Annotated in this window: 11 protein-coding genes and 1 pseudogene; 5 read left to right on the top strand and 7 right to left on the bottom strand. The window is 59.4% G+C overall.

Features of this window, described 5'->3' with window-relative positions; translation table 11 throughout:
* Positions 1 to 25 precede the first annotated feature (25 nt).
* Positions 26 to 403: a hypothetical protein gene (locus tag IQK56_RS25485; protein ID WP_099585431.1), complete on the bottom strand. Its 378-nt coding sequence runs from the start codon at positions 401 to 403 to the stop codon at positions 26 to 28.
* Positions 404 to 602: 199 nt separating this feature from the next.
* On the opposite strand from IQK56_RS25485, the gene IQK56_RS25490 reads away from it, so the two are divergent.
* From IQK56_RS25490 to def, 3 genes are all read left to right on the top strand, one after another.
* Positions 603 to 788: a CsbD family protein gene (locus IQK56_RS25490; RefSeq protein ID WP_099585430.1), complete on the top strand. Its 186-nt coding sequence runs from the start codon at positions 603 to 605 to the stop codon at positions 786 to 788.
* 180 nt (positions 789 to 968) lie between these two features.
* A complete protein-coding gene (locus tag IQK56_RS25495) occupies positions 969 to 1925 on the top strand; it encodes a YihY/virulence factor BrkB family protein (protein ID WP_099585429.1) in 957 nt (318 codons plus the stop codon).
* Complete coding sequence (gene def / locus IQK56_RS25500; protein ID WP_122307652.1) at positions 1922 to 2461, top strand: peptide deformylase; 540 nt, start codon at positions 1922 to 1924, stop codon at positions 2459 to 2461. Before IQK56_RS25495 ends, def begins: the two co-directional genes overlap by 4 nt.
* 50 nt (positions 2462 to 2511) lie before the next feature.
* Here def and IQK56_RS25505 read toward each other — a convergent pair whose 3' ends face one another.
* The 6 genes and pseudogenes from IQK56_RS25505 to gntR form a co-directional block, all read right to left on the bottom strand.
* A complete protein-coding gene (locus IQK56_RS25505; protein ID WP_193863887.1) occupies positions 2512 to 3330 on the bottom strand; it encodes a class I SAM-dependent methyltransferase in 819 nt (272 codons plus the stop codon).
* A 59-nt stretch (positions 3331 to 3389) separates the two neighbouring features.
* The gene (locus IQK56_RS25510) at positions 3390 to 3827 is read right to left on the bottom strand and encodes a GNAT family N-acetyltransferase (RefSeq protein WP_193863888.1); all 438 of its coding nucleotides are present in this window, start codon (positions 3825 to 3827) and stop codon (positions 3390 to 3392) included.
* A gap of 269 nt (positions 3828 to 4096) precedes the next feature.
* Complete coding sequence (locus tag IQK56_RS25515) at positions 4097 to 4603, bottom strand: hypothetical protein (protein WP_150675640.1); 507 nt, start codon at positions 4601 to 4603, stop codon at positions 4097 to 4099.
* Between the two features lie 177 nt (positions 4604 to 4780).
* Positions 4781 to 5412: pseudogene (locus IQK56_RS25520) on the bottom strand (glutathione S-transferase family protein).
* A gap of 92 nt (positions 5413 to 5504) precedes the next feature.
* Positions 5505 to 5744 (bottom strand): DUF6124 family protein, encoded by a 240-nt coding sequence (locus IQK56_RS25525; protein WP_122307657.1) that lies wholly within the window; start codon positions 5742 to 5744, stop codon positions 5505 to 5507.
* A 179-nt stretch (positions 5745 to 5923) separates the two neighbouring features.
* Positions 5924 to 6955 carry an HTH-type transcriptional regulator GntR gene (gene gntR / locus IQK56_RS25530; protein WP_183140522.1) on the bottom strand — a complete coding sequence of 344 codons (1032 nt, stop codon included), beginning with the start codon at positions 6953 to 6955 and terminating at the stop codon, positions 5924 to 5926.
* A 212-nt stretch (positions 6956 to 7167) separates the two neighbouring features.
* On the opposite strand from gntR, the gene IQK56_RS25535 reads away from it, so the two are divergent.
* Together IQK56_RS25535 and IQK56_RS25540 are read left to right on the top strand one after the other, a co-directional pair.
* Positions 7168 to 7701: a gluconokinase gene (locus tag IQK56_RS25535; RefSeq protein WP_122307658.1), complete on the top strand. Its 534-nt coding sequence runs from the start codon at positions 7168 to 7170 to the stop codon at positions 7699 to 7701.
* An 83-nt stretch (positions 7702 to 7784) separates the two neighbouring features.
* A complete protein-coding gene (locus IQK56_RS25540; protein ID WP_010208235.1) occupies positions 7785 to 9137 on the top strand; it encodes a GntP family permease in 1353 nt (450 codons plus the stop codon).
* Positions 9138 to 9273 lie beyond the last annotated feature (136 nt).

Consider the following 9273-nt stretch of genomic DNA (forward strand, 5'->3'; position numbering starts at 1 on the left):
CCCCTCCACATGTTTAACCGTGTTTTTATAGGGCGAAATGCGCGAAGCTCACGTTAGCGCCTGACGGACGCACGTCTTTCAAGAACGAATCCTTGTCTGCGCTCAGCTCCAACGTAATCTCCGGCTTGCGCTTGCCCGCATTGCGCACCACCAACCCTTCGATGTGCTCGCGCAGGAACGCCGTCGGCACCTTCAGGTGCAGCAACTGGTCGGTCTCGGCGTTATGCATCAACAGGTGGATCCACTCGTACTGGCCGACGGCAATGCGGCCCAGCGGCAGGTCGAACCACCAGATATTGCGTTTGCGGTCCAGGTCGGTGAAGTGGCAGTTGTTGACGCCGAGTACGGCACCGCCCAGTTCGGTATTTCTGCGGGCGATGGCCTGTGCTTTATTGAGTTTCATAACCTTCCTACGGGATCTGTTATTCAGCGTTATAGCCTGAATGTGCCGGGCATTCTCGTGGGTTGGCCGCCAAACATAAAGCCAAACCTGCCGCTTTCGACGAAATGCCCGCCGAAAATAATTGAAACTCTGCCGAACGGCCCCGGGTCAATCTCTAGGTAATCACCAAAACCCTTGATTGTTCTTTCGGAGAAATACCATGAGCAGCACATCGGATAAGGCAAAAGGCTTGGCGAACGAAGCGGTCGGCAATATCAAGCAAGGCGTCGGTAAAGTCACCGGCAACGACAAGCTGCAAGCGGAAGGTGTGATCCAGGAAAAGAAAGGCGAAGTGCAGAAAGCGGTCGGCGATACCAAAGATGCGGTAAAAAAAGCCACCAAGTAAGCCTGCGTCACTGGCTGTGTTCAGACAGCCCGGCGGCCATCCACGGATGGCGTTTTTGTATCTGCCGATGCAACTAAAGTTTCGTAATTGTTTCAAAGTCGCCAAATGGGCTACTTTGATGTAGAAAACGGCCCCTGAGTCGCCCACGAACTTAACCTTTTTGCGGCGAAAGGAGACGCTATGATCTTTCCGGTTCTCGATGGTCTCAAGCTGCACAAAGTGCTGATACGCACCGTCAAGGAATTCGTCGACGACGAAATGCCCACCTACGCCTCGGCACTGGCCTACCAGATGCTGTTCTCGCTGTTTCCCTTCCTGCTGTTCCTGATCGCCCTGATCGGTTTCCTGCACTTGCCCGATTTTTTCACCTGGCTGCGCCTTCAGTCGGAACTGGTGTTGCCGCCCCAGGCCCTGGAGCAGGTCAACCCGGTGATTGACCAGTTGCAGCAATCCAAGGGCGGCCTGCTGTCGGTGGGTATCGTGATTGCGCTGTGGACCGCTTCGGCGGGCGTACGGCTGATGATGAGCGCGATGAACGCGGCCTACGACGTGGTGGAAGGCCGGCCGATCTGGAAGCGTTTTCCGCTGTCGATTTTCTACACCGTCGGCATCGCCGGCATGCTGCTGGCCGCTGCTGCCTTGATGGTGCTCGGCCCACAAGTGATGGAATGGGTGGCGGGGCAGATCGGCATGCAGGAGTTTGTGGTCACCTTGTGGACCATTCTGCGCTGGCCGCTGATTGTGATTTTGCTGATGTTCGCCGTGGCCCTGATGTATTACGTAATGCCCGACGTCGAACAGAAATTCCGCTTTATCACCCCGGGTTCGGTACTCGCGGTGGTGGTCTGGATCGTGGCTTCACTGGGCTTTGGTTATTACGTCAAAACCTTCGCCGACTACAACGCCATGTATGGCAGTATCGGTGCGATCATCGTGTTGCTGCTCTATTTCTACATTTCCGCCGCCGTGCTGCTGCTCGGTGCGGAGATGAACGCGGTGATCGAACACATGTCGGCCGAGGGCAAGGACCCTGGTGCAAAAGAGTTCGACGAACCCGGCCACACCGATGAAAAACAGCACGTCTCCGGCCTCGGCCGTGACCACTCCAAGCCCACTCCCGTTGAGCCTGATCAATGATCCGTGAAATCCTGAAAATGGGCGACGAGCGCCTGCTGCGTATCGCGCCACCGGTCCCGCCGGAGATGTTCGACAGCCCCGAGCTGTGGCAATTGATCGATGACATGTTCCAGACCATGGAACACGTCGGCGGCGTAGGCCTGGCAGCGCCGCAGATTGGCGTCGACCTGCAATTGGTGATCTTCGGTTTCGAAGCCAGCGAACGCTACCCGGACGCGCCGCCGGTGCCGCAGACGATCCTGATCAACCCATTGATTACGCCCCTCAGCCCCGTGCTGGAAGAGGGTTACGAAGGGTGCCTGTCGGTGCCCGGCCTGCGCGGTGCGGTGGATCGTTACCAGCAGATCCGCTACGAGGGTTTCGACCCCAAGGGTGAGCCGATCGTGCGCATTGCGGAGGGTTTTCATGCGCGGGTGGTGCAGCACGAGTGCGATCACCTGATTGGCCGGTTGTATCCGTCGCGGATTACCGACTTCAGCAAGTTCGGGTTTATCGAAGTGATGTTCCCCGACATGGACCCCACAGCCGACGAATAACCCCCAGACACACAGAGATCAAAATGTGGGAGGGGGCCTTTCAAACCAGGTTATTGGGTCGGTTTGACGAATCGCAACGTCATCCGATCCGACTCGCCGATTGCCACATACCTGGCCTTATCCTGTTCCCCCAGCTTCAACGCTGGGGGCAATGTCCAGACGCCATCCGGGTAGTCCTTGGTGTCTTTCGGGTTGGCATTCACCTCGCTTTGCCCCTCCAGCCTGAAGCCCGCGTCGGTGGCCAGTTTCACCACATACGCCGTGGTCAGGTAGCCGCTGTGCTTGATGTCGTCCAGCGAGGCCCCATCCTTGGCGCGGTGATCCACGACGCCCAGCACACCTCCAGGTTTGAGCACGTTGTAGAACGCCTTGAAGGTCGCCGCGTCGGTATCGGCCAGCACCCAGTTATGCACATTGCGGAATGTCAGCACCGTATCGACCGAGGCCGGCTTGCCGAAGACCGGCGCCTTGGGATCGAACTCGACCACTTCGGCCTTGGCGTAATGTGTCGGGTCGGCGGCGAATTTCTTTTTCAGATTCTCTTCGGACGTACGTGCATAGGCGCTGCTGCTCGCGGCCTGTACGGCGGCGATGTAATGCCCGTGGTCCTTGAGCAATGGCGCCAGCACTTCGCTGTACCAGCCGCCGCCGGGGGTGATTTCGATCACGCGCTGTTTGGCGCCCAGACCGAAGAATTCCAAGGTCTGCTGCGGATGCCGATACCCATCGCGGGCACTGTTGGCCGGATCGCGCCAACTGCCGGCGAGCACGCTGGCGTATTGCTGGGCACTGATCGGTGCATCGGCTGCCTGGCTCAAGGCCGGGGCGAGGAGGGCGGTAAGGGAGAGGGCTGCAAGCGTCGTTTTCATGATCATCCTGATAAGGGCCACTGTGCAGCCGAGGCTAGCATGGGCTCCGTACCCGCCGATCACACATTATCCGAGGTCGACCTCACCAAAGGTTCTAAGCCCATGGCGATCATCGGCTTGTTGCGCTTGTAGCGCACCAGCCGTTCGCTGAGGGATTGCGGCAGGACCGTGTCCTGAGTGAACCCCATGCGCTGATACAGCTGTTCCAGGTCCGGATGGCACAGCAGCCAGACGGTGCCCTCCATATCCCTCACTGCCTGAAGAATCATGCGCGCCGCCAAGCCCTGGCCACGGTAAGACGGCGCCACAAACACCCCGGTCAGCCATTGCCCGCCCACCACCGGCGTCAGGCACAAGCCGGCGACAATCTCGCCGTCGCGTACCACCCATAAACGCCCGCCTTTGAGCGCCTTCATCGACGAGTTGTGGCTGCGGTAAAACTTGTTCAGCAGCGGCCACAAAGGCTCTGCCAGCAGATCGATGGACAACTCAGTCATGGTGTTCAGACAGGCGTTATAAAGGGGCGGGGATTATAAACCCCTTCTGCCGGGTGATCGGTGTTATACCCAGTGCTACATCCCCTTTCAGTGGAGCACGCATCATGGCCAAAGGTATGGATTCAAAGAAAGCCGCGAAGAAAAAACCGGCAAAGACCGCCGATGAAAAACGCGCCGACAAGAAAACCAAGAAATCCGAGAGCGGCCTGTTCGGTCACTGATCACCGTCCAGTCCCTGGATTTTCAGCGGCTTTTAACCCCTGTGTGGCTTAGATCGCTGCCAGGGTCGCTTTCACGCTCTGCGCCGGATCAGTCGCCTTCGCCGCTACCTGCTGCTCTTGCTGCTGCTTCAGGCGATCGGCCACTTGCTTGGAAATCGCGTCCTGTTTTTCCTGGGACATGTTCTGTACATCCGCCTCGGTCAAACCCTGTTCCTTGAGCAATTGCTCACGGATGCGCTCGGCCGGGGTTTTGCTCATGTACTCAGTGAATTCCGAGCGCGCGCCAGTGGTGGACGTGGTGGCAGGCGTTTCGGTCGAGGAGGTGGTTGCCGTCGTGGCGGCTTGCAACTGCACACGGGTCTTGGCAAAGGCTTCGTCGATGCGGTCGGTGGCCTTGTCCAGTTCCTTTTGCGCGACCGGCACGGTCACACTTTGTTGTGCGGCCTGCACGGCGCCGCTGTACAGCGCACTGGCTGCGGCGTTGGCGGGGTCCATGTCGGGGCGCTTGAGCTGTTGGACGGTCGATATAGCTTGGGTGTTGTTGTTAACCAGCATGATCGGTCACCTGGGAAAATGTACGGTGCGACAGCTGGAGCAAATAGCGTGCCGGGCGTAAAAGCCCAGGTTTTACTGGGACTGGCCCAGCCGCAGCGGCAATGGCTGGCCCTCAACGGCCAGCCGTTGCCGCTTAAAGCGGGGGGCGAAGACATGCACAGCATCACGCGCATGTCCTCAGTTGTGACCGTCGAGGGCGAAGGCCTGGAAGCCCGGGTGCTGGCTGAGGCGTTCGTAGTACGCCGCGATGGCAGGGTAGGGCGGATGCTCCATGGGCGTCATGCGCCAGCGGTGCACCGAGAGCCCGATAAGGATGTCGGCGAGGGTGAATTCGTCGCCGGCGACGTAGGCATTTGTGCGCATAAGCTGCTGTTCCAGCAGGCCCATCTTTTCGTTCCAGCCTGTACGCCAGCGGCCAGTCGTTGCGGGTCCTGGTGCTCAGGACTCTTGCGCACCAGCGCCTGGAACGCGTAGCCCCATGAAGGGTTGAGCTCGGTGGCCTGCCAGTCCATCCATTGCTCCACCCTGGCCCGTGGCGCGGGTTCGGCGGGCAAGAGGTCGTGGCGTTGGTAGAGGCTGACCAAGTAGCGGCAGATGGTGTTGGACTCCCACAACACGCCGTGGTCGTCGATCAATACCGGTATTTGCGCATTGGGGTTCAGGGCAAGGAATTCGGGGGATTGGGTGGGGGTGTAGCCGATGCCCCAGTCTTCACGTACGTAGTCGATGCCCAGTTCGTGGCAGGTCCACAGGACCTTGCGCACATTGATCGACGAAGTACGGCCCAAAATTTTCAGTGAGTGTCCCATGGTGCTTCCCTTGCATTTGGAGAGCAGCCAATCTAGCAGGGGCCGCAATCGACGGCGATATTTCCAGGCGGGAGCGGTAAAAAAAGCGGGTCTTAACAGCGCGGTGTGTGCTGGTCCATGGCCTTGCCCACCAGCAGGACCGATAGCTCGCTCAACTGATGAATAGCCAATGCCACATCACGCTGTTTTCCGCTGAGGTCATCGGACAGGTCAAGCAACAAGGTGCTGACCGAACATACGGTTTCGTAGCTGTTGATCAACAGTGTTTCGGTGGAGACATCGGGGATTACGGTGAAGAGCGTGCCTGACGGGGTTTCGGCGGCTTTCAGCATTTCAGTGCTCCTGGTCCAGGGAGTCCAAAGGTGGGCTTCTAAACCCGATCACCGAAACATTCAGCGACCGGTAAACCTTAGAGACCGTCACCCAGGTGCACAAGCCAGCTGATTCTGACGTAAGTGTAGGCAATCGGGCGTAGTGCTCACAGCAATGTCAGCCCGGTCCTACGGGCGTCCTACGTGCTTTCCCGCACCTGCAGCTCAAACCCCATATCCACGACCGGCTTGGCGATCTTGTTGCCCGCCATGATCGTCAGCAGATGCTCGGCCGCACGCCGACCAATGGCTTCCCGTGGCGTGCTGATGCTGCTCAGGCGCGGCACCATAAAGGACGATGCGGGCAGGTCGTTGAAGCCCAGCACCGCCACGCGCTCTGGCACCTTGATGCCATGGCGCATGGCTTCGAGCAGCGCGCCCTGGGCCAAGTCATCGTTGCCGAAGAAGATTGCATCCACGTCGGGATGGGCCGCCAGTAACTGCAGGAACAACTCGCCGCCCAGGCCCACGGAGGAAGGACGCGGCGTCAGCAGCTCCAGCGCCGGGTCGTACATCCCCGCCTGTTGCAGGGCGCGGCGGAAGCCTTCGCCACGCAGCAGGGTGCGTTGGTCCAGTTGTGCGCCGATGTAGGCCAGGCGCTTGCGGCCACGTGACAGCAAATGCGCCGCGGCCGTTTCGCCGGCGGCCAATTGCGAGAAGCCCACGCAGTTCACGCCTGCATTCGGGTCCAGGTCCATCATATAAACGCAGGGCACATTGCTGGCCTCGACCATTCGTCGGGCGCTTTCGGTGCGGTCGAAACCGGTCAGCAGCAAACCCCTTGGCTGGTAGGCCATGTAGTTGCGCAGCAGGTTTTCTTCTTCATCGCGCGAATAGTGCGAGTTGCCGATCAGCACTTCGAAGCCCTTGGGCCGCAGCACTTGGTGGATGGCTTCGAGGGTTTCGATAAACAGCAGGTTGGACAACGACGGCACCAATACCACCACCGAATGGCTCTGGGCCGAGGCCAGGGCGCGGGCGGCGGGGTTGACTACGTAGTTGAGTTCGGCGGCGGCCTGCTGCACTTTTTCCACCAGTTCAACGGCCACGGTGCTGATGCCGCGCAGGGCGCGTGAAGCGGTAATCGGGCTGACGCCAGCGAGGCGGGCGACTTCGTTGAGGGTCGGGCGACCCGTAGTGCGCGTATTTTTATCGTTCTTAGAGGTCATCAGGCGGCTTGCCAAACAAAAATCGAGGCACTAAGGTAGCGCTGTCTCCAAATGGCTGCAAATTATTGAACTTTGGGTTGCCTGATCCGGTTCAAATGATTGGAGCGGATGCACGCGTCACTCCATAAAAATGACAAGACGGCGCGGGAAAAGCCTGTTTTTGCACCCGCTTTACCGCGTGCAAAGGTAGCGCTATCTGCGTCCTGAGGTGTTTCATGAGTCAACCTGTTACTGCCCTGGTCATCATGGGTGTTGCCGGCTGTGGCAAGACCAGCGTCAGCGAGGCCTTGTGCCGGCTGAACGGCGCCACCGCCATTGAAGGCGACAGCTTTCACCCTGCCGCGAACATCGAAAAGATGAGCGCCGGCCACCCTCTCAACGACGACGACCGCGCCGGCTGGCTCGACATCCTGTGCGCTGAGCTGCGCCGCTCGCTTAAAGCGGGTGAACATCCGGTGCTTACCTGTTCGGCCCTCAAGAAGAAATACCGCGACCACCTGCGTGAAGCCGCGCCGGGCCTGGGTTTCGTATTCCTTGAACTGACCCGCGAAGTGGCCTCCGACCGTGTGTCCCATCGGCCCGGCCATTTCATGCCGGCAAGCTTGATCGACAGCCAGTTCGCCACCCTTGAATCGCCCGTGGGCGAACCGCTGACCCTGGCCCTCAACGCCAGCGAAGACAGTGTCGAGGCATTGGCCGAGCAGACCAACGCTTGGTGGCTGCAACACGGTTTTGAACGAACTCAATAATTTTTTGCCGGAAAAGATAGCGCTATCCCCGGCGATAAATTGAATACCCGCTTTAATAACAACAACAAACAGGAGAGCCCCCCATGTTTGGCATGTCCCACGAGTCGTACCTGCTGCTAGACGCAGTCGTCACTATCATCGGGTTGATCGTTCTGATCACCAAGTTCAAGGTTCACCCGTTCATCGCACTGATCATCGCGGCCGGCTTCCTCGGCCTGACCTCGGGCATGCCCGTGGACAAGATCATCAAGGCCTTCCAGGACGGTTTCGGCGGAGTGCTCGGCTTTGTCGGCATCATCCTCGCGCTGGGCACCATGCTCGGCAAGATGATGGCCGAGTCCGGCGGCGCCGATCAGATCGCCCAGACCCTGATCCGCGCCTTTGGCAAAGAGAAGGTCCAGTGGGCCATGATGTTCGCCGCGTTCCTGGTGGGCATCCCGCTGTTCTTCGAGATCGGTTTTGTACTGCTGATCCCGCTGGTGTTCATCGTGGCGCGCCGCACCGGCGTGTCGCTGATCAAGATCGGCATCCCGCTGCTCGCCGGCCTGTCGGCAGTGCACGGCCTGGTGCCGCCGCACCCTGGCCCGTTACTGGCCATTGGCGTGTTTGGCGCGGACATCGGCAAGACCATCCTCTACGGCCTGATCGTCGCACTGCCGACCGCCATCATCGCCGGCCCGATCTTTGGTACGTTCATCGCCAAGTACATCCCCGGTAATCCTTCCCAGGAACTGGTGGACCAACTGGCCCGCGAGACCGATAACAAGTCGCTGCCAAGCTTCGGCATTACCCTGGTCACCGTGCTGCTGCCGGTGTTCCTGATGCTGCTCAAAACCTTCGCCGACATCGCATTTGCCGAAGGCAATGTGGTGCGCAACTGGATGGACATGATCGGTCACCCGATCACTGCCTTGCTGCTGGCGCTGTTGTTGTCGCTGTACACCTTTGGCCATCGCCAGGGCATCCACTCCAAGCAAATCCTCAAACTGCTCGACGCCAGCCTTGCGCCGACGGCCGCGATTATCCTGATCATCGGTGCCGGTGGTGGCTTCAAGCAGATGCTGGTGACCAGCGGCGTGGGTGACGTGATCGGCCATATGGCGGTGAACGCGCAGATCAACCCGATCCTGCTGGCGTGGCTGGTGGCGGCGGTGATTCGTGTTGCCACGGGTTCGGCGACCGTAGCCACCATTACTGGCGCGGGCATTGTGGTGCCGGTGGTAGGGATGATCCCAGGGGTCAACCGCGAGTTGCTGGTATTGGCGACGGGGGCGGGTTCGTTGATCCTATCGCACGTCAACGATGCAGGGTTCTGGCTGGTGAAGCAGTACTTCAACATGACCGTGGCCGAGACCTTCAAGACCTGGACGGCGATGGAGACCATTCTGTCGGTGGTGGCACTGATTTTCATCATGTTGCTGTCGTTGGTGGTGTAAGCCACACCACCAGACAAATGTTGGAATGCAATCAAATGTGGGAGGGGCTTGCCTGAATGCCGGTCAGTTAAGAAGTGCAAGGGTAAAAAGTAACCTGTGGTGAGCGGGCTTGCCCCTCCACATTTGACCGAGTTAG

The sequence above is a fragment of the Pseudomonas cyclaminis genome (assembly GCF_015163715.1).
Taxonomy (GTDB): Bacteria; Pseudomonadota; Gammaproteobacteria; order Pseudomonadales; family Pseudomonadaceae; genus Aquipseudomonas; species Aquipseudomonas cyclaminis.

Bases quoted from the DNA above. Each gene is read 5' to 3' on its own strand.
- IQK56_RS25510 (WP_193863888.1), bottom strand. From the start codon at position 3,827: ATGACTGAGTTGTCCATCGATCTGCTGGCAGAGCCTTTGTGGCCGCTG.
- IQK56_RS25495 (WP_099585429.1), top strand. From the start codon at position 969: ATGATCTTTCCGGTTCTCGATGGTCTCAAGCTGCACAAAGTGCTGATA.
- def (WP_122307652.1), top strand. From the start codon at position 1,922: ATGATCCGTGAAATCCTGAAAATGGGCGACGAGCGCCTGCTGCGTATC.
- IQK56_RS25485 (WP_099585431.1), bottom strand. From the start codon at position 403: ATGAAACTCAATAAAGCACAGGCCATCGCCCGCAGAAATACCGAACTG.
- IQK56_RS25505 (WP_193863887.1), bottom strand. From the start codon at position 3,330: ATGAAAACGACGCTTGCAGCCCTCTCCCTTACCGCCCTCCTCGCCCCG.
- IQK56_RS25535 (WP_122307658.1), top strand. From the start codon at position 7,168: ATGAGTCAACCTGTTACTGCCCTGGTCATCATGGGTGTTGCCGGCTGT.
- IQK56_RS25525 (WP_122307657.1), bottom strand. From the start codon at position 5,744: ATGCTGAAAGCCGCCGAAACCCCGTCAGGCACGCTCTTCACCGTAATC.
- IQK56_RS25490 (WP_099585430.1), top strand. From the start codon at position 603: ATGAGCAGCACATCGGATAAGGCAAAAGGCTTGGCGAACGAAGCGGTC.
- IQK56_RS25515 (WP_150675640.1), bottom strand. From the start codon at position 4,603: ATGCTGGTTAACAACAACACCCAAGCTATATCGACCGTCCAACAGCTC.
- IQK56_RS25540 (WP_010208235.1), top strand. From the start codon at position 7,785: ATGTTTGGCATGTCCCACGAGTCGTACCTGCTGCTAGACGCAGTCGTC.